This window comes from Actinacidiphila sp. bgisy144 (genome assembly GCF_057708105.1).
On sequence record NZ_JBYIRM010000058.1, the window covers coordinates 1 to 24,595 of the forward strand.

General features: G+C 70.1%; 23 protein-coding genes and 1 pseudogene. 12 read left to right on the top strand and 12 right to left on the bottom strand.

Annotated elements, in window-relative coordinates; translation table 11 throughout:
* Positions 1–134: 134 nt before the first annotated feature.
* The 3 genes from AC3EVP_RS35990 to AC3EVP_RS36000 form a co-directional block, all read right to left on the bottom strand.
* A complete protein-coding gene (locus AC3EVP_RS35990) occupies positions 135–782 on the bottom strand; it encodes a hypothetical protein (protein ID WP_435137748.1) in 648 nt (215 codons plus the stop codon).
* Positions 779–1,201: a hypothetical protein gene (locus AC3EVP_RS35995; RefSeq protein WP_435137751.1), complete on the bottom strand. Its 423-nt coding sequence runs from the start codon at positions 1,199–1,201 to the stop codon at positions 779–781. Before AC3EVP_RS35995 ends, AC3EVP_RS35990 begins: the two co-directional genes overlap by 4 nt.
* A gap of 368 nt (positions 1,202–1,569) precedes the next feature.
* Positions 1,570–2,052, bottom strand: a complete 483-nt coding sequence (locus AC3EVP_RS36000; protein ID WP_435137754.1) for an ATP-binding protein — start codon at positions 2,050–2,052, stop codon at positions 1,570–1,572.
* A 410-nt stretch (positions 2,053–2,462) separates the two neighbouring features.
* On the opposite strand from AC3EVP_RS36000, the gene AC3EVP_RS36005 reads away from it, so the two are divergent.
* Together AC3EVP_RS36005 and AC3EVP_RS36010 are read left to right on the top strand one after the other, a co-directional pair.
* Positions 2,463–3,293 carry a helix-turn-helix domain-containing protein gene (locus AC3EVP_RS36005; protein ID WP_335983155.1) on the top strand — a complete coding sequence of 277 codons (831 nt, stop codon included), beginning with the start codon at positions 2,463–2,465 and terminating at the stop codon, positions 3,291–3,293.
* The gene (locus AC3EVP_RS36010; protein WP_435137757.1) at positions 3,293–3,514 is read left to right on the top strand and encodes a DUF397 domain-containing protein; all 222 of its coding nucleotides are present in this window, start codon (positions 3,293–3,295) and stop codon (positions 3,512–3,514) included. Before AC3EVP_RS36005 ends, AC3EVP_RS36010 begins: the two co-directional genes overlap by 1 nt.
* Positions 3,515–3,699: 185 nt before the next feature.
* On the opposite strand, the gene AC3EVP_RS36015 is transcribed toward AC3EVP_RS36010, so the two are convergent.
* The 4 genes from AC3EVP_RS36015 to AC3EVP_RS36030 all read right to left on the bottom strand — a co-directional run bounded on the left by AC3EVP_RS36015 (position 3,700) and on the right by AC3EVP_RS36030 (position 9,389).
* Positions 3,700–5,895, bottom strand: coding sequence for a coiled-coil domain-containing protein (locus tag AC3EVP_RS36015; RefSeq protein WP_435137760.1), 2,196 nt, complete (start codon positions 5,893–5,895; stop codon positions 3,700–3,702).
* Between the two features lie 551 nt (positions 5,896–6,446).
* Positions 6,447–7,259, bottom strand: coding sequence for a ParA family protein (locus tag AC3EVP_RS36020; protein WP_435137763.1), 813 nt, complete (start codon positions 7,257–7,259; stop codon positions 6,447–6,449).
* Positions 7,260–7,899: 640 nt separating this feature from the next.
* The gene (locus tag AC3EVP_RS36025; protein ID WP_435137766.1) at positions 7,900–8,880 is read right to left on the bottom strand and encodes a C40 family peptidase; all 981 of its coding nucleotides are present in this window, start codon (positions 8,878–8,880) and stop codon (positions 7,900–7,902) included.
* A gap of 50 nt (positions 8,881–8,930) precedes the next feature.
* Entirely contained in the window at positions 8,931–9,389 is a 459-nt protein-coding gene (locus AC3EVP_RS36030; protein ID WP_435137769.1) for a helix-turn-helix domain-containing protein, read from the bottom strand.
* A gap of 84 nt (positions 9,390–9,473) precedes the next feature.
* On the opposite strand from AC3EVP_RS36030, the gene AC3EVP_RS36035 reads away from it, so the two are divergent.
* The 8 genes from AC3EVP_RS36035 (at position 9,474) to AC3EVP_RS36070 (ending at position 17,889) form a co-directional block, all read left to right on the top strand.
* The gene (locus AC3EVP_RS36035; RefSeq protein ID WP_435137772.1) at positions 9,474–9,941 is read left to right on the top strand and encodes a hypothetical protein; all 468 of its coding nucleotides are present in this window, start codon (positions 9,474–9,476) and stop codon (positions 9,939–9,941) included.
* Between the two features lie 11 nt (positions 9,942–9,952).
* Complete coding sequence (locus AC3EVP_RS36040) at positions 9,953–10,279, top strand: hypothetical protein (protein ID WP_435137775.1); 327 nt, start codon at positions 9,953–9,955, stop codon at positions 10,277–10,279.
* Positions 10,280–10,286: 7 nt separating this feature from the next.
* The gene (locus AC3EVP_RS36045) at positions 10,287–11,063 is read left to right on the top strand and encodes a hypothetical protein (protein WP_435137778.1); all 777 of its coding nucleotides are present in this window, start codon (positions 10,287–10,289) and stop codon (positions 11,061–11,063) included.
* Positions 11,060–12,604: a hypothetical protein gene (locus AC3EVP_RS36050; protein ID WP_435137781.1), complete on the top strand. Its 1,545-nt coding sequence runs from the start codon at positions 11,060–11,062 to the stop codon at positions 12,602–12,604. Before AC3EVP_RS36045 ends, AC3EVP_RS36050 begins: the two co-directional genes overlap by 4 nt.
* On the top strand, positions 12,601–14,046 hold the full coding sequence (locus AC3EVP_RS36055) for an SCO6880 family protein (protein WP_435137784.1): 1,446 nt from the start codon (positions 12,601–12,603) through the stop codon (positions 14,044–14,046). The genes AC3EVP_RS36050 and AC3EVP_RS36055 overlap by 4 nt, the downstream gene beginning before the upstream one ends.
* A gap of 152 nt (positions 14,047–14,198) precedes the next feature.
* Positions 14,199–15,569 carry an ATP-binding protein gene (locus AC3EVP_RS36060; RefSeq protein WP_435137787.1) on the top strand — a complete coding sequence of 457 codons (1,371 nt, stop codon included), beginning with the start codon at positions 14,199–14,201 and terminating at the stop codon, positions 15,567–15,569.
* Entirely contained in the window at positions 15,566–17,320 is a 1,755-nt protein-coding gene (locus AC3EVP_RS36065; RefSeq protein ID WP_435137790.1) for a type IV secretory system conjugative DNA transfer family protein, read from the top strand. Before AC3EVP_RS36060 ends, AC3EVP_RS36065 begins: the two co-directional genes overlap by 4 nt.
* Positions 17,317–17,889 (top strand): DUF4913 domain-containing protein, encoded by a 573-nt coding sequence (locus AC3EVP_RS36070; RefSeq protein WP_435137793.1) that lies wholly within the window; start codon positions 17,317–17,319, stop codon positions 17,887–17,889. The genes AC3EVP_RS36065 and AC3EVP_RS36070 overlap by 4 nt, the downstream gene beginning before the upstream one ends.
* A gap of 68 nt (positions 17,890–17,957) precedes the next feature.
* On the opposite strand, the gene AC3EVP_RS36075 is transcribed toward AC3EVP_RS36070, so the two are convergent.
* From AC3EVP_RS36075 to mobC, 4 genes are all read right to left on the bottom strand, one after another.
* A complete protein-coding gene (locus AC3EVP_RS36075; protein WP_435137796.1) occupies positions 17,958–18,407 on the bottom strand; it encodes a hypothetical protein in 450 nt (149 codons plus the stop codon).
* A gap of 25 nt (positions 18,408–18,432) precedes the next feature.
* Positions 18,433–19,584 (bottom strand): hypothetical protein, encoded by a 1,152-nt coding sequence (locus AC3EVP_RS36080; RefSeq protein WP_435137799.1) that lies wholly within the window; start codon positions 19,582–19,584, stop codon positions 18,433–18,435.
* 120 nt (positions 19,585–19,704) lie between these two features.
* Complete coding sequence (locus AC3EVP_RS36085) at positions 19,705–22,173, bottom strand: relaxase/mobilization nuclease domain-containing protein (RefSeq protein ID WP_435137802.1); 2,469 nt, start codon at positions 22,171–22,173, stop codon at positions 19,705–19,707.
* The gene (gene mobC / locus AC3EVP_RS36090; RefSeq protein WP_435137805.1) at positions 22,170–22,574 is read right to left on the bottom strand and encodes a plasmid mobilization relaxosome protein MobC; all 405 of its coding nucleotides are present in this window, start codon (positions 22,572–22,574) and stop codon (positions 22,170–22,172) included. Before mobC ends, AC3EVP_RS36085 begins: the two co-directional genes overlap by 4 nt.
* A 273-nt stretch (positions 22,575–22,847) precedes the next feature.
* Here mobC and AC3EVP_RS36095 point away from each other — a divergent pair, with 273 nt between their 5' ends.
* Both AC3EVP_RS36095 and AC3EVP_RS36100 read left to right on the top strand, forming a co-directional pair.
* On the top strand, positions 22,848–23,222 hold the full coding sequence (locus AC3EVP_RS36095) for a hypothetical protein (protein ID WP_435137808.1): 375 nt from the start codon (positions 22,848–22,850) through the stop codon (positions 23,220–23,222).
* Positions 23,223–23,799: 577 nt separating this feature from the next.
* Complete coding sequence (locus tag AC3EVP_RS36100; RefSeq protein ID WP_435137811.1) at positions 23,800–24,126, top strand: HNH endonuclease; 327 nt, start codon at positions 23,800–23,802, stop codon at positions 24,124–24,126.
* 67 nt (positions 24,127–24,193) lie between these two features.
* Here the strand turns inward: AC3EVP_RS36100 and AC3EVP_RS36105 are convergent.
* Positions 24,194–24,595 (bottom strand): annotated as a pseudogene (locus AC3EVP_RS36105) (hypothetical protein); the annotation flags it as partial.

Here is a 24,595-nt window from a genome sequence, read left to right on the forward strand (position 1 = left end):
TGCCGCATCCCCCCTGCTCCACGGGGAGAAGAGAAGGGGGGGAGGCGGGCCGCCGGTGCGGCTGATAGCGAGCAGCCGCACCGGCAATCCCGGGCCGCCAGCAGGGGGTTTGACGGGCCGGGAGCTTGGGGTGCCTACGGGGCCGGAGTAGCGATTGCGGCGGCGATCTCGATATCCAGGTCAACCACGGTGGTGCGGTGCAGCGACCGCCCCAGCTGGCCGGCCACGACCCACCGCATGCGAGGGTCGCCGATCTCGACAAACGCCTTGATCGGCATCAGCATGTCCCCGGTCCCGTACGGCACGTACACGGTGCCGTGCACACCCGCGAGCGCCGAGGCCGCCGAGCGGACTGCGGTGTAAGCAACACCGCCCACCTCGGGACAGTGGTCCCGCGCGAGCTGTGCGCACGGAGGGCATACCGGCGGATGCGTGGTGATGGCACCCTCCGGCCACTCCTCCCATGCGTCGTATTCCTCGCGGATCAGCCAGAGCGGGCCCCGCTCGTCGGCGGGCGGCACTTGCCCGCAGACCTGGCAGAGCAGCCCCTGCATCGCGGCGCGCTGGCGCTGCGGATGAATGACGGTGAACTGCGGGTGCCCCTCGCCGGGAGCCTCACGGTGTGACGCCCACAAAACCCCGCCGATCCGGTCGGACGGGTCCTCATCTGCGAACCGCACGCCCAAAATCGGATGGAACTCCAGCTCTCGGGCCCGCCGCAGTTCCCCGCTCCATGCCGTGATCGCCGGCACCGCAGCCACGCGGGGCTGCTCGCGCGTCATGCGTGCACCAGCGTCGCGGCTGCGGCGTCTGCACGGTGGGACGCGCGTGTGAGCAGCAACAGCAGGCAGACCCGAAATTCGATCACCGCTTCCAGCAGTTCCCACGATCGCACCGCGCTGCCCGCCGCGACAGCCGCGGCGGGGGCACCGACCGGCGGACGCAGACGAGAGCGCACGGTGACGGCTCCCCACAGGTCGTGCACGAGCTGTTCCGCCTCGGCCTGCTCAGGGGCAGACGTCCAGTGCTGGATCAACACCGTGGCCTGCCTGATCGTCAGGTCCAGCGGCACGCCCGTCAGGTCGGCGCCCAACTCGATTGCCCGGCGTATCACCTCCTCGCGCAGCGGCCCGTCGACGAGCGGCCGGCTGGCTTCCTCGGCGGTGATGGACAGCCCGGGATAGAGGACCTCGTCAGTCATTCAGCATGCTCTCTGTGTCGTGACCTGTTGTGATCCGCGGACGACGTAGACGCCCGTGGCCGTGCCGTCATGCCCGAGAACGGGTTCCATCAGCGCGTCGAGCCACGCCCGCAGGCCGGCTTCGTGTTGCTCAGGCCACGACGTCGGTGGAAGTGAGCGCGCGATGCTGCCCTTCGGGCGGCGTGCCGCTCTGTCACGTGCAGCGGCCGCCAGTTGGTCCATCCGCACCACGCACAGGGCGCACGCAGTCAGCGGCAGGGATTCCGTGGGGCTGCACCACTCGCCGACCTCGGCGACCAGCGCTGTCCACTCGCACCGCCAGCAGACCCCGGACCGCCACGTGTAGCCGCTGAGCAGCTGTTGGGGCGTCACCGGAGCGGTGCCAGCCGGTAACGGGCCCACACCGCCGTACCGGGGCCTTCCATCGGTCCGTGCCCCCAGTCTTCGGCCAGGGCCTCCACCAAAAACAGACCGCGGCCACGTTCGGAGTTGGCACCAGCGGCCACCGCTCTGGGCAGGGGCACGTAGGGCGTTTGATCCGCGACTGTCACCACGAGGATGGTCGCCCGCAGGTCCAGGCACACGCGGATTCGGCCCGCGGTGCCGTGCTGCACAGCGTTCGTCACCAGCTCCGTCGCGATCAGGGACAGGTCCTCGCGCGCGGCATCGTGTACCCCCCACTCGGCCAGCACGAGCCGCAGCTCGCCGCGTACGCGGGCCGCGGCCTCCGGCGTCCGTGCGGCCTCCAATCTCGCGGAGGCGGCCGCCAGTGCGGGGTGACCCTGTCCACGGGGCACGGGGGCACAGGGGTGGGGCTGTGGGCGAATCCGTCCGGCGGGCAGTGCTCGCATTGCCGGCCTCCTCAGTGCGCAACCTGCGTGGCCGCGCCTAGCGCGGGTCAGATGTCGGGTACAGGGGTAACGGCCAATGCCGGAACGGCACACGCGGGCGCTGAGCCCAACGCCAGCGCTAACGACATGTGCACTCCACCCGCTCAGGCGGCCGCCGATCACCTACTGATGACTGCACCGCTACGCCGAGTATCGAATGGGCACTAGAATGACCCCTAGCGCACTTGTAGCGCAAGTGCGGCGCAATAAATATGCGTTCGCTCGGCAGTCAGTCTCACGGCCAGATTGGGGCGTCCATGTGTGCAGCACGTCCGCGCGATGCGGCAGACTGGCAGACAGCAAGTGCGCAGCCTCGGGCGGCGCGGAGAGGAGGGCGACGGCGCGTGACACCACGACCCACCGGACCTACGGTGAACCGCCGGAACCTCGGAGCGGAGTTGCGGCGGCTCAGGGTGTCCGCTGGCCTGAAGGCCGAGGACGTCGCCCGGCACCTGGGATGCTCGGCGACCCGGATCAGCCGCCTCGAATCCGCTCACCCCAGTGCGGCCCTCAAAGCGGACGACATCCGGCGCCTGGGCGAGTTGTTCCAGATCAGCGATGGTCAGATCGCGATGCTGCTCGACATGCTGACCACCAGCCAGAAAATCGGATGGTGGGAGGCATACAGCGACGTCATGCCCAGCGGGCTCAAAGTGCTGGTGGGGCTGGAGTCGGACGCGCAGGCCGAACGGGCGTGGGAACCGCTGCTGGTCCACGGCCTGCTACAGACCGCCGACTACGCCCGCGCGGTCCTGTCGGGGTGGGGTAGTCACCGGCCCGGAGATGTCGCCGACCTGGTGGAGGTCAGGGAGCGCCGGCAGGAGTCCCTGACCCGCGTCGATGACCCGTTGGAGCTGTGGGTGGTCCTGGACGAGGGCGTGGTCAGGCGCCCGATCGGCGGCCGCGGCACCATGCACGCCCAGGTCACGCACCTGATCGAGATGTCCGAGCAGGCGAATGTGCATCTCCAGATCCTCCCCACCTCCAAGGGGGCGCATCCGGGCCTTGGGGGCTCGCTTGCCATTTTGGAGTTCGCAGAGGATCAGCCCGTGGTCTACCTGGAGACGACCGCAGGAAACCTCTACCTCGAAAAACGGCCCGATGTACGGACGTTCACGGGCATGTACCAAACGCTGGGGGCCATGGCGCTCCCAGTGGATGACACCACGGCGTTCCTCAAGAGCGTCGCAAAGGAGATGTGATGGACAGCACCAGCACCCACCTCGCTAACGCGGAGTGGTTCAAGGCGACAGCGTCCGGCGGCAACGGCGGCTGCCTGGAAGCCGCGTTTCTGCCGGATGGGCGGATCGCGCTGCGCGATAACGAGGACCTCGGCAACCCCCCGTTTGTCGTCAGCCGGCACGTCTGGGCGTGCTTCGTCGACGGCGTGCAGAAGGGCGAGTTCACGCCGCGGACCCCCTAAGGCGCACCACGTCCCGTGGCTCAACGGTGTATCGCCGATGTGAGAGACGGGGGTGTGTCATCCAAAGCAGAGGGCCGGCCCCGTTCGGGGCCGGCCCTCTGCTTTGGGTACTTTCGAGCGAGAGAGCTAGCTAGCGCTCTCGCTCGAAAGCGCGCACGCCTGCGGGGTGCGCGGGGCACGGGCTGCTACGCGGGAACGCGTACGCCCTCGTCCCTGCGGACCTGCGGGGCGGTGCCCATCGTCTCCGCCGCCGTGTGCGGGGTGCGCGGGTCTGCGGCCGTCAGCCTGCGGAGTAGTGCGGGGATGGCTGCGGACGGCGCGGAGCTCGGCGAGGACGCCGGGGCGTCCGATTCGGCGTCGGCGCGGGCCGCGCGGAGCGGCTGCGACGCCTCGACCGCCTCGCCGGCGAGGCGCTGGCGGAAATCCCCGATCCAGCTACGGACGGTGCCGATGTGTACCGCCTCGCCGGTCGCCTGGTGCAGTTCGGTGGCGCTCGGCTCCGACCCGCTCTCGCGCACCGTGCGCCGGTACAGCTCCCAACCGGCGGCCTTTTCCGGCGACTTCCACTCGTCGCCCGTGTGCGGCTCGACCTCGCCGGTCATCAGCGCGAGGATCTGGGCCTGAGCGGCCGTCAGTGCCGTCTCTGCGGCGCGTCGGTCCTCGGCAGCTTGCCGGGCGGCCGCGCGCTCGTCCTGGGCCCGGGCGGCGGCTTCTGCGGTCTCCTGCTCGGCTGTCTGCCGGGCGGCCGTGAGCTGGTCGAGCTCGACGGCCTGGCGCCGGTGCGCGGCCTCGACGGCGGCCGCCGCGTCCTGGAGCTGCCGGAGCTGCCCCGCGGCCTCCTCCGCGCGCTGCTCGGCTCGCCGGCGTGCGTCCTCGGCGCCCCGCTGTGCAAGCGACGCGGCGCGGGCCTCCTCGACGCGGCGGCGGGCCTCGTCGGCTGCCTGCTGTCGAGCCGTCTCCGCCTCGCGTACGGCGCGCTCGGCGGCGTCCAGCGCCTCCGTGCTCGCCCCCGCATCCTCACGCAGCGTACGGGCCGCGCGCTCCGCTTCCTGCCGCGCGTCCTCCGCCTCGCGCCGCGCGTCCTCCGCAGCCTGAGCCGCGCGAGCCGCTGTGGCCGCGCGCTCCTCCGCGGCCTCCGTTTCGGCAACCGCGCGGGCCCGCGCCGCTTCCGCCTCGGTCCGCGCGGTCTCCGCGGCGGCGGTCCGCTCCTCCGCGGCCTTCGCCTCGGCCGCCGCGCGGGCCCGCGCCTCCTCGGCCGCGCGCTCCGCCTCCTGCCGCGCGTCCTCCGCCTCGCGCCGCGCGTCCTCCGCAGCCTGAGCCGCCTTCTCCGCGACGGCGGCCCGCGCCCCCGCTTTGATCGCATCCGCGCTCGGCGTGATCGCCAAGTCCTCCAGCAGCGTCAGCACTCCCATGGGGTTGGTCACGTCCATGCGGGCGAGGTCGCCGACGCGGCCGCGGGCTACCAGGTACCGCGCCATCGTGAGGGCGGCCGCAGTGTCCGTGGCGACACCGGCCGAGTCGATGGCGGCCTGTGCCCGGGCCCGAAGCTGCTCGACGCGCTCGACAGCCTGCCCGCGCTCGCGGCGCTTCGTCTTCGGGTCCTGGGCGAGTTCGTCGCACCGGTCGAGCGCCTGCCCCAGCTCGTAGACCAGACCCGCGGCCCTGCGGATGCGGGCCTCGGCCGGTACCTGGCCATCCACACTGCCAGCGTCCAACCCGAACGCGGCGAAAATCCGCGCCCACCCGTGCAACCAACCCAGTTGCACGAGACGGACCGGGCCCGGCTTGGCCTCGGCCTCCTCGTCGCCGGCGTTGGCTTCCAACTTCTGGTCAAGGCCGTGTTCGACCAACCGCGCCGAAACGACCGGTACCGCGGCGAGCACCACCATGGAGATCCGCCCACCCGGGGCGTGCGCAGCGTTCATCGCGGCGGACGCGGCAACCAGGGTCCATGCCATCCGGCGTGTACGCCGCATCGACGGCGTCCACACCTTCGATTCAAGGGCCGCCCGGTAGAGCGACACGAAGCAAACCAGCTCGGCCACGTCGAAGATCGCGCAAAAGGCGATCCGCAGGGGCAAGGGAAGTTCGGCCGTGTCGCGGGCGAAGCCCCACAGCCCGTACAGGGACACGGCCATGCCGCACGCGCCCAGCACCGCGAGCGGGCCAGCGTCAGCGAGCGTCGACCGCACCGCGCGGCCGGTCTCGCGCTCAACCTGTCGCCGGCCGGCACGGGCACGGGCCCGGGCTCGCCACAGTGCAGCGGCCGCCTGGTGGACCGTGAGGTACACGAGTACGGCGCCGGTGACGAACACAGCGGCGGCACCCAGCGCAAGGGCCCACGGGGGCGACTGGGTGATGTGGTGGAGGACGGTGGTCACCGGTCACCCCCCGGTGTGCCGATCAGGCCATTTACACGCAAGTTGGTGCTTCGGGTACCTCGGGAGGCCGTAACGTTGTCGTACATGGGGACTCGTCTCCTTGTGCAGGTGGCCCCGGATTTGGCTTGGTAGGCGGTCCGGGGCCGCTTCGTGTCTGGAACGCGCGAGGAAGCTAGGACGCTCGCTAGGGCTCTAGCGAGCAACCAAGCGCGCTTTCGAGCGAGAGTGCTAGCTAGCACTCTCGCTCGAAAGCGCGTGGTACTCGGCCTCGTACGCCGTCTTCAAGGCGTGCTCGACCACGTCGCGTTTGGTCCATCCGCGCTGATCACTGACTTCTGCAACCAGGTCGTTCAAGATCGGGTCGACGCGCGTGTTGAGCTGCGCGGCGGTTTGAGGACCACGCCGGACCCGGGGCTTGGCCGCAGGCGGCGGGGCCGGCTCGGGCGGAGGAGTGGGGCGCCCGCCCGGCGGGTCGATCGGGTCTTGGTTCTCGTCCGGGGCTGGCCTTGGTCCGCCCCCGCCGCGCGGCCGCGGGTTTGGTCGATCGTCGCTCATACTGCGCGAACCCTCTCCAAATAGATCTTACGAAAGGCGTCGGCCACTGACTTCCCCTTGGGGTACTTGCCGTACCAAACGCCGGCCGCTCGGGACTCCGACACGATGACCTTGTCTTCCACGTACGGCGTGAGCAGCATCCCGGGCGAGGTGCGCTCGAACTCCTCGACGGCCCGCAGAGCATCGCGGGTCCATACCGCGCCCCTCCAGGCACAGCCGAGTACGATCCCCACCTCCTCCAGGTGATCCGGGAGTCCAAGACTGCGCTTGTGGTTACGGAACCTGTGCACCGTCTCCTTGGCGCCATCCACGCCGTCTAGCCCGTCCTCGTTCGGCTTCGCGGCGTAGACCACTTTCCGCGACGCCGTGAGGATGTTCTGAATGATCATGCCCCCTTGGCGGTTCGGGGCGTCAAAGAAGACGTGTGCGTCAACGCCCTCCAGGGATCGCAACAGCCGTACGTCGGCGTGGTCGTCGGCGTTCTTCTCGCGGTTCGACACGCTGCGGGCGCTAGGGATGACCCGGAGGTTCGCCGGCCATCCGCCCGCCCGGTCCAGGTGCACCGCGAGGTCGTCGGCCCACCCCTCTACGTCCTCGTTGCCGAGAATCGCGCCGATGTGCAGACCCTCCTTAACGGGCGTCGCTCCGGTCCACTTGGTGGTTGCTCCCCGGGGGTCGCAGTCGGCCAAGATCACGTCATCGCCGGGGTTCTCCTCGGCACACACGACCGCGAGGGAAAGAGCGGTGGTCGTCTTGGTGACCCCGCCGCTCTCCGAGTAGGCCGTGGACCGCTCCTTCTGAGTCGTCATGGCGCGCATCCTAGCTTTCTCGCTTGCTTCCTCGCGCGCTCACGCGCTTTCTAACTCCCTTGCGGGCTCGCGCTCTAGGTTGCTAGCTAGCACGCTAGAAAGCAACTACAGTGTGCGGACAAGAGAGGGGCCGGGCGGTAGGACGCCCGACCCCTCAAGGTCGGCCCCGTCGGACGGCAGTGGACTGCCAGCGTCCGGGGGCCTCGATCCTGTTTGGAGGATCAATGCTCAACGTAGCGGAGACGACAAACGCTCAGACGACGTTGCCCACGCATCTGGGTGAGGTGGGTCCAGTGACTCCTACCGGCGGCTGGGCTGTCATGCCGGACGGCGATGATCTGGTGGCGGTGGCCGCAGCGCTGAACGCCACGGGCCAACCCCCGGTCTTCCTCGACCACTTGACGGCCTGACGGGCCTGGCGAGGCGCCCCACGCCTTGGCGTGGGGCGCCGCTCGTCGTCGGCGAGTCACTGGCGGGCTCTTCGACAGCGGGGAAGCCCCGCCGGCCGGGGGAGCGGTGAGCGAGGTACGTCGGCACCGACACGGAGTCTCGCCGGTTGTCCTGCTGCCGGCGTCCCACCCGGCACCCGACCCCGCAGGCCGCGGCCCAGCCCCACGGCGGCCGTTTTGGCGTGTGCACGCTATGCGGGGCGGGTGGCTCCCACCAGACCACCGCTCTTGTAGAGGGGAACGATGTGTACGGATTCGCCCGTCTTGGGTGCTTCTATCACCTTGCCGTCGCCGTAGTACATGGCCACGTGGTAGGCGTCCGCACCGTTGCCGTCGTGGCTGTAGAAGATCAGATCACCAGGTTGGAGGTCGCTCATCTTCACCGGTCGTGCGGCGGTTGCTGTGTACTGGTCTCCGCTGGTGCGGGGAAGGTGGACAGTGGGCCACCAGGCGTTTTGCACCAGGCTGGAGCAGTCGAATCCGGCATGTGCGGACGCGTAGCAGGTGCCGTTGAGCATCCCGTTGCCCCCGGAGCAGAAGCCGACCGAGGGGCCGGCCGGGGTACCGCCGCCCCACACGTACGGCGTTCCGAGGTACGTAGCGGCCTTGCGTACGGCGTCAGATCCGGTGCCGGTGCCGGTGACGGTGAGCGGCTGGGCGATGCTCCACACGGCTGCCTGATCCTCGATCTTGGAGATGTAGTTGGTGGTCTCCTTGTATGGCGGGATGCCGTGGTACTTCTCGACGGCGCCCCATCCCGCGTTGTAGCCGGCCAGGGCCAGGGCCTCGGCGCCTCCGGGGTAGCCGCTGTTCTTGGCCTTGGCGAACAGACTGCACATGTAGCGGCCTTGGGCCATCACCGCGTCGCCGATGTCGTGGGGGGAGGCGGTGCCGTTCCCGTCGTCGTCGCGGCCCCAGGTGCCCCATGAGGCATCGGTGAACTGGGCATACCCCTTAGCCGTGCCGGCGCTTGTCTGCGGGCCGTCCTTGTCCTTGAAGTTGGATTCCGCCCAGATCTGTGCGGCGATCAGGGCGGGCGTCTCGTCATCGGCGCACAAGCCGGCCGCCTTGCTGATCCACGGGAGGAAGTCCGCCGGGACGCCCGCCAGTCCTCCGGCGCCGGCGGCCGCGCTGGCGCCGCCCATCGTGGCCACTCCGATGCCAACGGCCATGACCAACCCTCCGGCTACCGCCACTACGCCGGCCGCGGCCACACTGCCCTTCATGATGGTTCCCTCCCGCGCCGCTTCGTGATCTTGCGGCGGCGTACGTCCCGGCTGGCCTGCCACGCCTGCATCCACACCGTCTCGCTCACCCGGTAGCCGGCGGCCCACTTCTCCGGGCGGCGCACGCCGTATATCCCCGACTCGACTTTGGACACCATCCCGCTGGACACCCCGATGACGGCGGCGGTTTGCTTCTGCGTCAGACCCGTGCGCGCGCGCAACTCAGCGAGCGTCCTTGATCCCTTTGTCGGCGCTAGCATGTCAATCGGTACCTGTAAGGCGTCAGCAAGTGCACGCATTACCCGAGCCGATGGTGTGCGCGCCTGTGATTCCGCATTGCGCACCGTCTCCGGAGAGACGCCTGCGAGCAGGGCGAGTTGAGCGCGAGTCAGCCCGTTCCGCTGGCGAATCCGTCGCAGTTGATCGGCCCGGAAGCCCGATGGTGTGTCTGCCATGGGTCCCAACTTTTAGCAGTAATCAATGTCAGTAGTAAGTGGTAGTCTCCAGCGTATCCGAGTCATTACGTAGAGGTAGGGGGGATGGCCATGAAAGACACCGCGTCCGCCCTCGTCGGTTCCCCGACAAGGCACTTTGCCGTCATGGGAGCCCACGGAGGGGCGGGCGTCTCCACGGTGGTCCGGCTGCTCGATCCGGCCGAGCGCGGCTCAGCCGTGGAACTCGCACCGGGCGCGCAGCTCAGCCAGCACTACATCCCGGTGGTGGTTGCCCGGTCAACTGCTTACGGCCTGGCCCGGACCGGAGATCTGCTCACCCGCTGGCACCCCGGAGTGCCCCGGCCGTGGCTGGTCATCGTCCGGGATGCACCCCTCCGCCCCCCGCTGCCGGTGCGGTATCGGGCCCGGGCCCTGGCGAGTCGCACGCTCGGCATTGCCCACGTGCCGTACCTGTACCGGCTTCGGTGCACCGACAATCCCGGTGACGCGCTGTCAGACAAGGCAGTAAAACGGGCCAGCCGGGGCCTGCGAACGAACCTTCAAGCGGATTGAAAGGAATGCACATGCACATGCAGTTGCTCACTGTGGCACAGGATCATCTTCACCTGCTGCCGGTGAAGGACCCCACTCCGGCGAGCGGGCTGAACAATCCCGCTCCGGTCGCCCCTCCCGGGATGCAGGGCACGTTCAACGACTGGATCGCGTGGGCCAAGTACCTGGGCATGGTGGCGGGAGTCATCGGTTTCATCGCCTGCGGCATCATGATGATGGTCGGCCGCCGCAACCGCTCCCACCTCGCGGCCGAGGGCGCCGGCGGGCTCGTGTGGACCATCGCGGGTATCTCGACGGTCACGCTCGCGGTCAGCGTCGTCACCGCCATGATGAGCTGAGGCACGGATGTCCCTGGATATCCAGCACGCCGCAGCTCAGCGCATGCGCCGGCTGATCGGCGGCCTTGTGGTCCTGGTCGTCATCCTGGTGGCCGGTGTGGTGGTGCTCGTCACCCGCGGTGGAGGATCCCCCTCATCCGCCCCTACGGCGGCGCCGGCGCCGTCGGCGCCGTCGCCCTCCTCGACCGCGACGCCCCGGCCTGTGGCCACGGAGACGGACGACGGCAGCACGTTTCTGGCCCCCTCAACGTGGGTGGCCTTGCCCGCGGGCAAGGCCACGAAACAGGGCCTGCCGACGGGCTTCCCTCACACCGTGGAGGGTGCGGCCGCCGTGGCGGTCGCCTCGGTCCGCGCCGGGTGGACGTGGGACGCGGACGCCGCTGCCCGTGCCGCGGCGGTCTATGCCGTCCCCGCCGACGCGGCCGCGCTCCAGAAAGCCGCGCGTGCTAGCACCGCCAACAGCCGCGTGAGCGTGGGTCTGCCGGGCACGGGCGCCCTGCCGGCCGACGCGCAGATGACGTCCTCCCCGATCGGGGTGCAGTGGAAGAACGTCACCGCCGACCGGGCCACGCTCTCGGTGGAAGCCCGGGTCGTCTACACCGCGGGCAGCGGACAGCCGCAGAAAACTCAGGTCATCGCGACGACCGCCGAATGCGACTGGATCGCCGGTGACTGGCACATCAAGGCCGGCCCCGGTGAGGACTCTCCCGAGCCCTTCGACCTGGGGACGGCCGGTTTCAACTCGGCCGGCTGGCGGGCCCTCCAGGAAGGGGACAACCAGTGACGCGCGGAAAGGGCGTCGTCCTCGCCATCCTCGCCCTGCTGGCCTTCGCCCTACCGTCGGCCCCCGCCTCGGCAGCGCCCGAAACGGCTCCGGCGCATGCCGTGTCCGCGCCGGAGTTGGCCCCGGCCTGGGATTGGTGGGGGGACACCTGTTCATTCGTCACCGCGCCAGTATTGGGCACCGCGGGCGTCGCCGGATGCAAAGCCGTCGCGAAGATCATTGTCCCCGGAGCGAAGAAAGCCGTCACGTCGGCTCTCAATTCCACAGTCGTCAAACCGATGGCCGACGGCGCAAGCGAATTCGCTTCCCAGATCCTCAAAGAGGGCCTGACATGGTGGCTGACCACACCAAGTGTGCAGGTGAAGGATTCCGGCCTCACCACCTCGGAGACCGGAAAAGGACCGGACGGCACCACGGTCACCGTGTCACTCCAAGCCATTTGCCTAGGAATCGGCGAGATGATCGCCATCCTGCTTTTGATCATGCAGGGAATCCGGGCAATGATCCAAAGGAAGGGAAAACCGCTCGTTGATGCAGTCCAGGGACTCGTCATCAACGTGGTGGTGTGCACCCTGGGAATCGTCATCATCGACTCCATGCTCATCGCCTCGGATGAGCTGACCACAGAGATCGTCAACGTGAGTTTCCACGGGGACAGCAAGCTGACCGCCGCCATGGTGGCCATGCTCCTGCCCGGCGGTTTCAACAGCATGGCACTCCTGCTGATGTCCCTCATCGTGGTCCTCGTGGGAGTGGCGCAGTTCTGCGCCCTGTTCCTCCGACAAGCAGCAATCCCGATCCAAGCGCTTTTGCTGCCCATTGCCGGAGCAGGACAGATCGGAGGAGAAAAGGCCCGCCAGTGGCTCCCCAATCTCTACACGTCGATTTTCGTCGTGATCGGCTACAAGCCCATGGCGGGGCTGATCATCTCCGCGGGATTCGTGGAGATCGCTAACGGAAATTCGGTCGTCGACTGGGTTCGCGGCCTCGTGACACTTATCATGTCGATTCTTGCCCTTAAAGCCCTGATGGCGCTTTTCGCGCCGCTCGGGGCGGCCGTGGCGGGATCGACCTCCGGCGGGATCGCGAGCATCGCCGCCATGGTCGGCATGGGTGCCGCTTCGGAACGCGGGGGCAACGGGGGCGGGAGCGGTGCTCCTGCCTCAGCTGTGCAGCACGCATCGGCGATGTCCAAGGGCGGCCCGGCAGCTGACGGCGCTGGTGCCGCAGGCGCCGCAGGCTCGGGCGGCGCTGCGGCCGCAAACCCGTACGTGGCAGCCGCTCAGGTCGCCATGGCCGGCAAGGACGCCGCAGCCGCGGCCATGTCCGGTCAGGACATCAAATCAGACGCCTCCCGCGTCCCGCAGCAGCAAGACGGCAGCAAGGGCGGCGACAGCGCGGGCGGCACGGACGGACAACCCGGACCGGCCTCACCGGCTACCGGCGGAGCGTCCCGGGCCACCGGCGCCCATCAGGGCGTCCAGGTCGCGGTGCGGGCCGCCGAGGCCAACAACCACGGGGAAGGAGACGGAAACGCATGACCTCGAACGAACCGCAGGCTGCACGCCTGTACGGAGGCTGGCGGCGCTCACGCACCCTGGGCATCGGCCACCTGAACACCGGTCAGACCGCGATCGTGGTCCTGTCGATCCTGCTGCCGATCTTCATTGCGAACTTCGGCGGCATGGCCACGCTCGGCATCACGCTGCCGCTGGCCCTGGTCGTCATCGTGCTGGCCGTCTGGCAGCGGCACGGCATGCCGCTGCTGGACCTGGCGATCGGCCGGGCGCGCTGGCAGTGGGCCGCCACCCGCGGCGAAACGTCGTACCGCGGCATCTACCAGCCGCACCCCCGAGTGCTGGACCTGCCGGGCGTGCTGGCCCCGACCAAGCTCCTGCGCGTGGAAGACACCGGCGGCGGCGGCCCCGTGGGCCTGGTCTGGAACCAGGCGACCGGTCAAATGGCCGCAACGCTCCTGCTGTCGCCCGGTGGTGCCCTGCTGGCCAACCGCCACACCGTGGAGACGCAAGTGTCCTCCTGGGGGGACACCCTGGCCGCACTGGCCAACGAGGAATCCGTGGACGCGGCCACCGTCACGATCCAGGTCACCCCGTCCTCGGGCGCGGCCCTGGCCGACCACGTACGCGAGCGCATGCGCACGTCCGCCCCGGACCTGGCCAAGAGCACGGTCCGCGAGCTGGTGGCGTCCGCGCCACGTGCGTCCGCGTCCATGCTCGCGTGGTTCACCCTGGTCACCTCGCCAGGCCGGGCCGCCGACCGGCCCGACAACCCCGCCGAGGCCGCCGCGGAGACGCTTCGCCGGCTCGACGGCGTAGACCTGTCCGGCGCGGGCGCGGACGTGTTCCGCCGGGCAACGGACACCGACCTGGTGCGCATGGTCCGCGGCGCTTTCGTGCCCGGTGACCTCGACGCCCCCGAAGCACAGATGGCGGCCCTGACCTGGGATCAGGCCGGGCCGTCGGCCGCCGAGGAGGAGTGGACGACCTACCGCCACGACGGGCACGTATCCCTGTCGTGGGTGCTGCGGGAAGCACCGCGCAAGCCGGTCCCGTACTCGGTGCTGCTGCCGCTCCTGGCCCCGGGCCGCTTCCCGCGCCGGATCACCCTCGGGTACCGCATCCTGCCGACCGAGGAAGCCTCAGCCGTGGTCGAGCGGGAGGTCAACGCCTCCGACGCGCGCGCGGAGTACCGGCGCCGCACACAGCGCAGCACCACCCGCCGCGAGCGGGCCGACGCCGAGGCCGCCGAGCGCAACGCCACTCAGGAGGCATACGGCTCCGGGATGGCCCAATGGACGATCCACGTCACCGTCACCGCCACCCCGGACACCCTGACCGCAGCAGAAAGAGAGTTGGAGACAGCCGCCAAGCAAGCCGGCGGGCTCCGGTTCCGTCCCGCATACGGCGGGCAGGCAGCCGCGTTCACCGCGGGCCTGCCAGTGGGCATCCACCCCCTCGCCTGACCGAGAGGAAGCACATGAGTAAGCAGACGCGTTCCCGGCTCAATGAGGGAGCCGGGAACGCTTCGGCGGAGCCTACCGCCTGGCGGCTCAACCGGTCGGTCATCGCCCCCCGCCATGGCTGGCGAGGGGCGGGTTCCGGCCGTGCCGCACACGTGGACAAGGGATCGGTCTACCTCGGCACCACCACCGAAGTCGCCGGCCTGTTCCCGTTCGTCCTCGGTGCCCCGCTGCCCGCGGAGGGCGTACCGATCGGCCCCGACCTGCTGACACACGAAATGGTCTGCTTCGACCCGGGCGGCTGGGTCGGCAAACTTGTCCAGAATCCGGGCGTCTGGATCATGGCCCAACCCGGGGCCGGCAAGAGCGCGATCACGAAGCGGATCGCGCTGGTGTACGCCTCGTACGGCTCCATGATCGTCGTGCCGGGCGACGTGAAGGGGGAGTATGCGCCGCTCGTGCGCGGCCTCGGCGGCCAGGTCGTCCGCATCGGCCGGGGTCTGGACCGCCTGAATCCGCTCGACTCCGGGCCGATCCGGCGCCGGCTGGACAGCCTGCCGGCCAACCGGCGGGAATCGCTCCTCGCGGAGATCAACGGCCGTCGCTCGGACCTGCTGCACGCGCTCCTTGCGACCCCGCACGGCCTCGGCAGACGGGCGACGGCCCCCGAGGCCAACGTGGTAGGCGCCGCGGTGGCCATGGTCGCCGAGAAGTTGGCCGATGACCCGGTAATCCCGGACGTGGTGCGCGTGCTGCGGGAGGGCCCGAAAGAGCTGTGGACGCGGCTCCTGGTGGACACCCTGGACGACTACCGCACCTTGGTGCGGGAGGTGACGTTGGCGCTGGAGAACCTGTGCACCGGGCCGCTGGCAGGTCTGTTCGACGGCCAGACCACACAACCCCTCAACCTCGACGCGCCGGCCGTCTCCGTGGACCTGTCCGCGCTGCTGACGGCCGGTGACCAGGTGGTGGCCTCCGGCTTGCTGGCCACCTGGTCCTACGCATACAGCAGCATCGACTCCGCGCGGGCCCTCGGCCTGATGGACCGGCCCCTGGTGCTGCCGCTGGATGAGATGTGGCGGGCGCTGCGGGCCGGCCCCGGCATGGTCGACGCGATGGACTCCATGACGCGCCTGAACCGGTCAAAGGGTGAGGTGACGATCTTCGTCACGCACTCGCTCCGCGACCCCGAATCCCTGCCGACCCCGGAGGACCGGGCCAAGGCGCTGGGCCTGATGGAGCGCTGTGACTCCCTGATCCTGGGCGCCCTGTTGATGGGCGAGCTGGAGCGCGTGCACGAACAAAAGCCCCTCACCTCGGAAGAAAAGGCCCTGGTCGCCTCCTGGTCGGCGCCCGGCGTCACCGGGGTGGACGGCACCACGCAGAAGCACCCCGGCCGAGGAAAGTATCTGATCAAGATCGGCACCCGGGCCGGCTCGCCGGCCCGCCTCGACCTGACCGAGGCCGAGGCAACCATGTACGACACCGACGCGGCCATGCGCCGCAGGGCGGAGGTACCGCGGTGAACGACACGCAAGGGGGCGGGGGCGGCGAACTCGCCGCCCCTGCGGCGATCCTCGGCGTCATCGTCGGCGGCGGGGGCCTGTTCGCCGGCTCCTGGCTGGGCGGCACGCTCGGGACCCTGGTCGCGGGGGGCGGCTGGAACCCCCCGCCGTTCTCGGTGAAGTCCGCGTTCCGCCTGCTCTCGGATGGGCCGGGTCAGCTGTGGCCGGGACACGCCACCGCGGCGACGGTCGGCCTGGTCGTGCTCCTGGTCCTGGTGCTCGTCGTGCTCGGCGCGGCCGCCTGGTACGTCTGGCAACGCTGGTTCTCCCACCGGCCCGGCCTCGCCGGCCCACGCGAGCTCGCGCCGCTCGCGCCCAAGGCGGTGGCGGCCCGTGCCCTTACTCTGCGGCCCTCGCTGGCCAAGGCGGAGTCCGTGAAGCCCGACGACAGCGGGATACTGCTCGGCAACCTGGACTCCGCGCGCGGCGCGGAGCTGCGGGCAAGCTGGGAAGACGTAATGCTGGCGATCATGGCGCCCCGCGCCGGCAAGTCCACCGCGCTCGCGGTGCCGGCGCTGCTGCGCGCGCCCGGGGCCGTCCTGTTGACCAGCAACAAACCCGACGTGTACGCCACGTGCGCACGGGCGCGGGCAGGCGCGGGGACAGTGTGGCTGCTCGACCCGCAGGGCATCACGTACTCGCCCCGCGGCCTGTGGTGGAACATGCTCGACTCCGCCCGCACCATCGAGGGCGCCGGCCGGCTCGCAAGCCACTTCATCGCAGCCACCACGGACGAAAAGTCGCGCGGCGACTTCTGGATGGGTGCCGCGAAGAACCTGCTCACCGGCCTGTTCCACGCGGCCGCAGTCTCCGGCGGCTCGGTGGCGGACGTGCTGGCCTGGCTGTCCACCCCCTCCGACCGGGGGCCAGTGAACGCACTCAAGACCGCAGGGAAGGAAGCGCTCGCGCAGCAGCTCGCCAGCACCGTTGCCGGCGCCGCCGACACCCGGGACGGCATCTATGAGACCGCCCGTCAGTGCGTGGCCTGCCTCCTCGACCCGGAGACGCTGGCCTGGGTCACCCCCGACCCGACGAAGCCGGAGTTCCGCCCGGCGGACTTCGTGCGCACCCGCGACACCCTGTTTCTGCTGTCCAAGGACGGCGGGGGCTCGGCGGCCGGCGTCATCGCGGCGGCCGCTGACGCCGTACTACGGGGAGCAATGGCGGCCGCCGAACGGGCCGGCGGCCGGCTCGACGCGCCGCTGTTGGCCGTGCTGGACGAAGCGGCGAACGTCTGCCGGATCGAAGATCTCCCCGACTTGTACTCCCACCTGGGCTCGCGCGGCGTCATCCCCCTGACAATCCTCCAGAGTTACCGCCAGGGTGTCCGCGTCTGGGGTGAGGCCGGCATGGATGCGCTGTGGTCGGCGGCCACGGTCAAGCTCCTCGGCTCCGGCCTGGATGATGCGGAGTTCGCCGAGAAGGTCTCGCGGCTGATCGGTGAGCACAAGGTGCATGAACGGTCGGTGTCGCACGGCTCGACCGGGCGCAGCGTCAGCACCTCGCGCCGCCGCGAGCGGGTCATGGAGGCGGCCGAGGTCCGGGCCCTTCCCAAGGGCCGGGCTCTGCTGCTGGCGACCGGCGTACGTATCGGCATGGTCAGACTGCGGCCCTGGTACCTGGAGCCGGACGCGGGCCGGCTGTCCGCTGACTTCGACGCGGAGACGGCGGAGATCGCCGCCCGCGCCTCCCGGAAGGTCATCACGGCGTGAGCAACGAACCGACCCTCGACGGCCTCTCGGAGGATTTGGAGGACCTGAAAGCCACCGTGCTGGGGTTCGCGACCCAACTGGAACACAACACCAAGATCGTGGGCCAGCTCGCGGCCAGTCCTGACGGCCAGGGCGGCGGGGGTGCCGAGGGCGGCAAGAAGAAGCCGAAGGTTCCGCCGTTCATCCTGCGCCTGGGCGGCGAGGAGTACGACACGGAGTTGACGGCGCTCGCCGCCTGGGTGGAGAACCTGTTGGTGCCCACCTACCTGGCCGAGGTCTCCTCGTCGGCGACCTGGTGCGCGAGCTGGTGGGCGCATGAGGCGGCGGTCGCCCGGCTGCATGCCTGCTGGCTGGCCTTCCAGGAGTTGACCGACCCGGAGACGGGCGGACGGACCGGCCCGTCCATCTGGCACCGGGACCACCTGGACCCCATGGTGACTCAGCTCCGCGACGGCTCCGGGCCGTTCGCCGGCTGCATGACCAACCCGGACCGCGAGCAGCACAGCGATCTGCCGGCACCTCCGGTCAAGTCCCTGTCGGTGCGGGCCAAGGCGCGACCTGCCACCTGAACCGCTGGCGTGCACACGCTAAGGGCCGGAGGGGAAGGAATCCCTCCGGCCCTTGCTGTTGTCACCCCCTACGGGATGCGGCGGGGCGGTGTGCTGGTTGATGTCGGGACCAACCCGCGCCCTTGTCCGGCCTGGGCCGGGCCGTTCTTCCGTCCGCCGCGAGCTGTCGGCGGCGCCGTGGTGGACCTGGCGGTGGCGGCAGCGGCACGGGCCTCGGTCGCGGCCGTGCCGTCCAGTCCCGCGGCGTCGCTCCACTCGGCGCCGGCGGTGCCAAGGTCGCCGCGGGCGTCCGCCTCGGCGGCTCGGCCGCGGGCTGCGTCGGCCTCGCCGAGGGCGGCGTCTGCCCGGGAGCGGTGATCGGCGATGCTGCGTGCCTGGGCGGCCGCCTGGCGCCGCTGCTCAGCGTCTCGGCGGGCTTCGTCCCCCGTGCCGGTCTGGGTGCCCGTAGGTGCGGGCGTGGCCTTCCGCTGAGGCTCGGCGCCGCCGGTCGGCGGCGGAGTCCGTGAAGCGCTGGTCATCGTGAGTCCTTCCCTTCCTCCGGGGTCACCGGCCGTGCGTACGGGTAGGCGTCGCCGGGCTCGTCGCGGGAGCCGCCGGGGCAGCCTGTGGACCGGAGCCCGGGGCCGCGCCCGGCGTCGCCGTGGTGGACTGCGCGGTGGCGGCAGCAGCGCGAGCCGCAGCCGGAGCCGCAGCCGGCGCGTGGGCAGCCGTCGACCGGGCCGCGCTCGGGGCCGCAGCCGGCGTTGCTGCCGGAGCCGTGGTCGGCGCGTGCGCGGCCACGATCGCCGGTGCTGGGACCGGCGTCCTTGCCTGCTCGGTGAGCAGCCCGTGAGCAGCCTCGGCCGGTGTCAGGCTGATGCCGGCACGCGCCGCCTGCTGGATGCGCGTGGGCACCCCGGCCAGGGCCTCGCGGGGCTCGTGGCCGGCCTCTCGAAGCTCCCTCATTTGCCCAGCGATGCCCGGCCACTCACGGGAAGTCACCAGCTGGCCCAACACGGTCTCGTCGGCCAGGGCCTCCCGCGCAGTGACCACCATCCGGGCATTTTCCTGCGGGCTCACCCCAAGGCGGGCCAACTCCGCGCCGCGGTCGCCCAGACCGGATTTCTCGTCGCGTCCGAGCACCTTCCGGACGCTGTTCTTGACGGCCTCCACGATCTTCTTCACCAATTCGGTGACGCGCTTGCCGAGGCCGGGGCCTTCGCGCTCGGGCCGCTCCTGGCCGAGGGGCGGTGCCCACGGATCATGCGGGGCCGCGGCGGCCGGGGAGGCCGTCACGCCGGGCGTCAGGGAGCCTGCCCGCAGATCGGCGTCAATCTGTGCAATCACGGGTGCCGCGTCCTGGAGGAACGTCTCCACGTTCACCCCGGAGTTCTCCAGCGTCCGCAGTTCTTCCGCGAGTTGGGGCCATCGGGAACTGCTCACGATCTCCTCGGCAACGGCCATCGGAGCGGTTTCCTTGACCAGTTCCGCGTACCGGTCGTGCACCGGGTCCGCGGCCGGCCGCTGCGCCGCCGCCGCGTCTGCGGCCGGCTGCGGCCCGACAGCAGGCGCGGCGGCTGCCGCCGCTGCCGCCGCCTGCTCTCGCTGCTGGTGCTCGCGGATGGCCTGCGCGGCCATCACGAGCACCTGCAACACGACGGCGGCTGTCTGCCCGGCCTGACCGGCGGCCCGCTCCATGGCCATGGTGTCGCTCATCTGCATACCCCGTTCTGTGTCGTCATTTGTCTCCTCAGGTCTCCGCCTTTGTCCCGACTCTGACGCTAGTTCACGTGCCGTCGTGGGACGACGGGTTTGCGGTGTGTGCGGGCGACGCGGTTACCTGCGTGGGCCTCGTGGCTGGTTCCTGCTGCGCGCGGCCTCCTGGGCGGCTCGGTCCGGCGCCGTCAGCTCGCCATGTCGCGGAGAATGCGTCGAGGTCGGCGTTCCGCTCCTCCTTCCGGTGATCCGTGTCAGCGGCGCCGAATCGCCCTCCTGATGCAAGCGGCCTTGCAGTCGCCAAACGAGTACCTGGGCCACGCTGTCCGCATCGGCCAAGTCTCGCGCTCCGGCGACCTCCACCAGAAGCTCGACTGGTTGATGACTCTCACCGGCCGCCTTGATCAGGTAGGCGGCCAACGTGGCCGAGGCAGGATCGGCAAGTACGTCTGCGGCGTACTGCGGCACGGCTCGCCTCACTGCGGCGCCGAATGTGGGCGCTTCGGGCCCGACGCCGAGGGGCGTGCTCTCGGCCGCGCCGGCTGCCCGTGTGACCACTGGCGGCGGTGCCGCGCCCGTGCCGGCCCGCGCGGTGCCCTCGTCGCCATCGTCCGTCGTCTCCGCCGCCGCGCGCACCGCCGTAACGGCCCCCTCGGGAAGATGGGCCAGGCGCTCCGCGCCTGCGCCGGCTGCCATCACCGCGATGGAGAATCGGGAAGGGTCGCGGCCTGCCGCGAACTCACGTAGACGTGCCTCCGCGAACTCCTCGGCGGTCATGCCGGCGGGGATGGTTCCTGTGCCTTCCGCGTCCGTGAGGTAGACATCGGCCTCGTTGACGAAATCGCTGTGTCCGATACTCCACCGTACCGGCGCCCCGTCCATCGGCTCGGTGGTGCCGACGGTGGAAGGCAGGGGTGCCCGGCCGGGTGGGACCACGGTGGAGGTTGCCCGGGTGTCGTTGTCCATACGGCGCTGCAACCGCCACACCAGTACCTCGGCGGTGCTCTCCGCGTCGCTGAACCCTCGGGCTCCGGCGACTTCAGCGAGTACCTGGGCCACGTTATGCCCTGCGTTTTCCACCTGCCGGATGGTCGCGGCGAGTGCTGGCCAAGCCGCCTCGCCGAGGATGGTTTCCGCAAGGTGGGGGAGAGCTGAGCGCACCACCGAGGCGTAGGTCTCAGACAGTGCGGGGCTGCCCGCCCGCGTCGTCGCGTGGCGCCAATTCGCGCGGCTTCCCTTCGCGCTGCCGTGCCCGCTGCTCGCGCCGTAAGCCGCTTCGGTAGCGGCACGCAAGTGCGTTCCGGCCCGAGCGGCTGCGTGCTCCTGGGCGGCATGCTGGGCGACCTGGTGCCACTTCATCGCCGCAGTGATCGCCAGGGCGACCGCAGCCAAAAGTGCAATCGCGGCCGCGGCCTCGCCTCCGTCCGCGACCATGGCCGCGCCGAGGGCAACAAGCTGAGTCGCAGTCCGCAGATGGGCGTTCGCCTGGCTGTCCATGCGGCGGCTCGTCGGTGCTCTGCCGGCCCGCTCGAACGCATGGGCTGCCGCGCGCAGCTCATCCCGTACAGCGGCCGGTGCCTGTGCGGCGAAGGTGGCCAGGAAGTCCGCAAGGGCCGTTACTTCACCGGCGCCCGCCGCGTTACCGGCCTGCCCGAGAACGGCTGCGGCCTGGTGCACGTGCTCCGCGGCAAGCTGCCACGCGGCTGCCCTGCTCGTCGTATGTACCGCGTCCGCAGCCATCCCCGCGGCTGCCCCTCCCTGTCCCCATCGCTCACGTACGCGGGGAAGGGACAAGTCCGGTGCGAGCTTCGTTCCGGGAAACCACACAGCCCGGCCAGCTCCCGTACGATCTCCGGGCAATGCGACGGAGTAGCCGGTGACCGTGCCGTCTGGCGCGACCCTCTTCCTCAGCCGTATGCCGGCCTGCTCGATGGCAGCGAAAAACTCGCCATCGGATCGCGCCCCGGCTGCGGCTTCACGCACGCGGCGTTGCAGCGTCTCCCGCGGCGTCTCGTCCCGGCCGTGGCGCTCGGCCTTCCCCAGTTCCTCGGAAGTCGGCCACCGGCTTGCAGTCTTGTCACCGCTGCTGAGCCGGCGCAGTCCGTACCGTTTCTCCAGCTCTCGGGCTCGTGCCTGCATCTTCTTGTAGTCCCGTCGCACGTCCGGCACCCGGCCGTCTTGTCGGGCGAGGGTAGCCACGATGTGAATATGGTCGTCGGCATGCCGCACCGCCACCCACCGGGCCCCCATCGGGTCGCCCTTCTTGGCGATGCCTACGGCGTCCATAATCTCGCGCGCAACGTCTGCAAACTCGTCATCCGAAAGAATCCGGTCACCTGGATCTAGACGGACTGGCACGTGGTAAACGTGCTGGGCTGGGGGCTTCCCGTCCAGTGCGGCCACGGGTGCCTCCAGCAACATGGCCAGGCTCGGAATCGTGGCACCGGAAGAACGGGCCGGGTCCAACACACCGCCGTCCCATGCAGCCACCATGTGCGGGTCGGTGTGCTCGTTCGCCTTGCCCGGCCCGTACAGGTAGTACAGCAGGCCGGCGGCACGCGATCCGCCCTTCGCCTTCTTCGCGATCACGCGCGGCCTTCCAGCACAGCGAGCGTCGCCGCGTCGATGCGCTGCACCGCGCGTTCCACTCGCTCGACGACGGCCGCGATGCGTTCGGGCGTCTCATCGCCTTCGGAGTTCAAGACGTGGGCGATCTGGTTGAGGTTGTTGCCGATCCGGTTGACGGCAACGCGAGCATCGGCCAGGGCCCGTAGTCGGTCCTTCACGTCCACGGGAGCGGGGGAAACCTCTTCCTTGGCGACAGCGAGTGCAGCGCGAGCCGCGAACGCGGCCGGCTTGAGTCCGGCTGCGGCGGCTGCGGCGAGGATGATCGCCAACTCAACGTCGTTGTACGCGAGGTTCACGCGGTGTCGGCGCGGGTTGTCTGAGCGTCGCTCGCGTCGGCGGGCGCGCGGTGCTTCGTCGGTCATTTCCCCTGTTCCTCGTACGAGGGACAGCCCAACCATCGGTCCGTGCCCGGACCGAAAAGGTGGCCCCGATGCGCTGAGCATAGCTCGGCAGGGGCCACCGAACATGGTTATTGGAACAATAACCACTAACTTGCTCCGACGTGTCGGCCGCTGGGGGCGGGTGCCGGGGTAGGGCGGCACGCGGCGAAGCCGCGTCAATGGCAGTCACCTGCGCGTGAGTCGGCCTGTCGACACTCGTGCAGGTGAACAGGCATCGCGGTTACCATGCTCGGCATGACAACACCGACCGATGACACGTCGTCAACAATGATGGCTGCTGCTGAAAACCTCCTGACATCACGAGTGGAAGCTATCCGTCCGGTGGCGGCAGCGCTGGCCGAGCGAAATCGGATTCGGGCTCTGCTTCATGAAGCCGAGAAGGTGTATGGCGCTGCCTACTCGGCGGCGCAGGGCGCCGGCTGGAGCACAGACGAGCTCAAGCAGATGGGGGCCGAAGAGCCGGCACGGCGGCCCCAAGGTCGGCCGCGAAGTTCACGGACCCGCCGCAGTACCTCAAAGCCGAGCGTTCCACCGCAGGGAGGCAACGACGGCAGCGGGTTCGACGGGGGCGCAGAAGAGCAGAGCAACACCTCCACGTCAGCCAGTTAAGGGGAGCTCTCTCCAGTCTTGCGGGTTCTCGCCGGGGTTTACATGGCCGGCCGCACACCGGCCGGCCCTCTCGCTGTTGTGCTCGTAGACCAGGCAGCGGGGAGGGGAGGGGAGCCGCGCACCGCAGCGCCGCCGACCGGCACCACACACGGGGCGGGCCACCGTACCCCCGCCGTCACGGATGCACGCGCGACAGGCGACCCCGAGCCCCGTCCCGGGCGGGCGGGGAGCACCTGCTGCCGCGCGCTCCGACCGCCGGTGAGGTCGCTCCGCGTCGGCGCGGGCATCACCCCGCCACACCAGCATGACGAAAACCCCCACCCCCAAACACCGCCCCGGTAAGAGCCCGGGCTCTTAGAATCCGAGCATGCCATCTGTCCCGGAGTCAGTACGTCCGCCGATCGATGTCCCACCCTTGGCGGATCTCGGAGAGTGGGCCCGACTACGTTCCCGCATCGTCGTGACAGATCGCTGCTGGGTGTACTGCGGTGCTCTCTCTGACGATGGCTACGGCCGCTTCTGGGCAGCCTCCTCGGCTGCCACCAATCGTTCTCCGGTGGTGCGCCCGTCTCGGTGGATGTGGCAGGCCCACCACGGGCCGATTCCCGACCAGTATGTGATCCGCCACGACTGTGACCACAGTTGGTGTATCCGACCTGAATGTCTACGGGTGGGTGACCAGGTCGACAACGTCAGCGACGCGCTACGGCGCGACCGTCTCACCCACCCGGGCCGTGTCGGCAAGGCCGACCGCCGCGGTGCTGCGGCTGCTGCTCGCGCTGTTCGCGCCGCAGTGCTTGACGCGGTTACCAGCGGCACGTGTGTAGCCTCAGACCTCAGCCAGGTAGTAACGCGCGCGCTTGCTGCTGGTGACCCCTTTGCTGACCACGGACGGCTGTTTTAAACCAACCCTGCGAAGTCCTAACGGGCCCCTAGGCGACCGTTAGGACTTCGCAGGGCCCTCCGATCAGTCACGATTTCGCTGCGGCAGGTCGAGCCACGCGGCGGCTGGTCTGCGACTCCGACGCGGGCGCCTCGTCGGCCGGTGTCTCCTCCTCGGCGGGCGGCCGGACTGCTGCGGCGAGCTCGCGCCGCAAGCGGTCGGCCTCCCCGTACGCGTCGGTTGCGCGCTTGGTAGCCGCGGCGAGCTGTTCGCGGAACTCGTCCCGCTCCTCCTCCAGAGTCTTCGTCCACCGGGCTCGGTCCTCGCCGTGCTCCTTGATCAGCCGTTTCCGGTCGTCCTGCGCCGCGTCGGCTGCGGCCTTCTGACGCACGGTCTCCGCCTCCGCGGCTACCCGCCTGCCGTCGGCCTCCTCGACCTGGCGGGCTGCGTCGTCGCGGGCCTGCTGGGCGGCGGCGTTCGCCTCCTCGAC

What these genes read in the sequence shown, in the direction of transcription:
- AC3EVP_RS36045 (WP_435137778.1), top strand. Translation starts at nt 10,287, where the DNA reads ATGTCCCTGGATATCCAGCACGCCGCAGCTCAGCGCATGCGCCGGCTG.
- AC3EVP_RS36075 (WP_435137796.1), bottom strand. Translation starts at nt 18,407, where the DNA reads ATGACCAGCGCTTCACGGACTCCGCCGCCGACCGGCGGCGCCGAGCCT.
- AC3EVP_RS36095 (WP_435137808.1), top strand. Translation starts at nt 22,848, where the DNA reads ATGACAACACCGACCGATGACACGTCGTCAACAATGATGGCTGCTGCT.
- AC3EVP_RS36025 (WP_435137766.1), bottom strand. Translation starts at nt 8,880, where the DNA reads ATGGCCGTTGGCATCGGAGTGGCCACGATGGGCGGCGCCAGCGCGGCC.
- AC3EVP_RS36000 (WP_435137754.1), bottom strand. Translation starts at nt 2,052, where the DNA reads ATGCGAGCACTGCCCGCCGGACGGATTCGCCCACAGCCCCACCCCTGT.
- AC3EVP_RS36080 (WP_435137799.1), bottom strand. Translation starts at nt 19,584, where the DNA reads ATGAGCGACACCATGGCCATGGAGCGGGCCGCCGGTCAGGCCGGGCAG.
- AC3EVP_RS36040 (WP_435137775.1), top strand. Translation starts at nt 9,953, where the DNA reads ATGCACATGCAGTTGCTCACTGTGGCACAGGATCATCTTCACCTGCTG.
- AC3EVP_RS35995 (WP_435137751.1), bottom strand. Translation starts at nt 1,201, where the DNA reads ATGACTGACGAGGTCCTCTATCCCGGGCTGTCCATCACCGCCGAGGAA.
- AC3EVP_RS36100 (WP_435137811.1), top strand. Translation starts at nt 23,800, where the DNA reads ATGTGGCAGGCCCACCACGGGCCGATTCCCGACCAGTATGTGATCCGC.
- AC3EVP_RS36020 (WP_435137763.1), bottom strand. Translation starts at nt 7,259, where the DNA reads ATGACGACTCAGAAGGAGCGGTCCACGGCCTACTCGGAGAGCGGCGGG.
- AC3EVP_RS35990 (WP_435137748.1), bottom strand. Translation starts at nt 782, where the DNA reads ATGACGCGCGAGCAGCCCCGCGTGGCTGCGGTGCCGGCGATCACGGCA.
- AC3EVP_RS36055 (WP_435137784.1), top strand. Translation starts at nt 12,601, where the DNA reads ATGACCTCGAACGAACCGCAGGCTGCACGCCTGTACGGAGGCTGGCGG.
- AC3EVP_RS36030 (WP_435137769.1), bottom strand. Translation starts at nt 9,389, where the DNA reads ATGGCAGACACACCATCGGGCTTCCGGGCCGATCAACTGCGACGGATT.
- AC3EVP_RS36035 (WP_435137772.1), top strand. Translation starts at nt 9,474, where the DNA reads ATGGCCATGAAAGACACCGCGTCCGCCCTCGTCGGTTCCCCGACAAGG.
- AC3EVP_RS36010 (WP_435137757.1), top strand. Translation starts at nt 3,293, where the DNA reads ATGGACAGCACCAGCACCCACCTCGCTAACGCGGAGTGGTTCAAGGCG.
- mobC (WP_435137805.1), bottom strand. Translation starts at nt 22,574, where the DNA reads ATGACCGACGAAGCACCGCGCGCCCGCCGACGCGAGCGACGCTCAGAC.